Annotated in this window: 1 protein-coding gene and 1 pseudogene; one reads left to right on the top strand and one right to left on the bottom strand. The window is 48.7% G+C overall.

Going from position 1 to position 1,104, the window contains the following annotated elements:
* Window positions 1-126 (top strand): annotated as a pseudogene (locus tag F6K52_RS36650) (ISNCY family transposase); the annotation flags it as partial.
* A gap of 49 nt (window positions 127-175) precedes the next feature.
* On the opposite strand, the gene F6K52_RS36655 reads toward F6K52_RS36650, so the two are convergent.
* Window positions 176-1,104 (bottom strand): ISKra4 family transposase (locus F6K52_RS36655; protein WP_293090193.1); only part of this gene is annotated, 929 nt, incomplete at its 5' end.

Here is a 1,104-nt window from a genome sequence, read left to right on the forward strand (position 1 = left end):
CTTTATGAGCATTTAGAGGGGATTGAATGGCCAACCTTGGTCAAACAACACCGTAGAGGCAAAACCTTACACACCTATACCTACCGTTATCTCAACCAGGTTCCGCTTAAAGATGGAAACGACGCATGAGTATGACCTCGATTTAATGTGGTAATTTTATACTGATATTTAAAGGCTATAGCGAGAACCCATATCGGTTAATTTTTGACCAAAATTGCTGCCATCGGCCACAGGTGTAGCTGAGCACTCTCAAGCTCAAGACCATTGTTGCCCCCAATTCCTTCCACTGCATTCCTGACCCGCAAAGTCGTTGCTTGACCAGGACTTTGCACGCTGCTTCGGTGACCCCCGAACCAATGGGTCGATGCACTTGACGTGTTTCGGCATAGGCCATTTGGTGATGATGATTGGTGAAATAGGTGAGCACACTGTGCAGATTTTCTTGTCCGGTCGCATTTAATGAACTCGGCTCGATTTGTGCCCACTCCGCCAAGAATGCCTGGGCCGCTTTGGGCTCATGTTTCAATCGATGGGCCTGGGTCTCAATCCATTTTTCTCGGGGTTTAGGACGTCGGGGATAGAGGACGTTTGCCATCAACTTGAGGTAGCCTGTGGCATGATAAAAATCCACTATTTGGGTCTCGACATAAGAGGCTAAAAACGTCCAATTTTCAGAGGCCCCATCGGCTAAGCCTTGACGATGCGCATCGGGGTAGAGGCTAATGACATGCTCAATTTCACGCTCCATACGAGTCAGAAATGTAGCTCGGCCATATTCAGGAGCCGCTCCAATATAGGTGGTATGCAACCGTTCTCCATGCGCGTCATACAAACTAATGGTGCCAACCATAGCTTGACGATTCCCTTGTTGGGTCAAAATCATACTGGTGCCATCTAGGCCAATACTGATGGTTGAGACAGCAGAAGACAGTTTGGGGGTTTGGTAATGCCATACTTCTTCCTTGGCTTGAGCGATGCAGCCGACGGTTTCGGCCACGTTCTGCACAAAGGAGCGAGCCACCTGACGACCATGATTTTCAGCAAGGTCTACCACCACTCGCCCACTGCTCATTTCGGCGTACTTATGACTCAACTGTTTAGCAA

This window comes from Moorena sp. SIO3H5 (assembly GCF_010692395.1).
Classification (GTDB): domain Bacteria; phylum Cyanobacteriota; class Cyanobacteriia; order Cyanobacteriales; family Coleofasciculaceae; genus Moorena.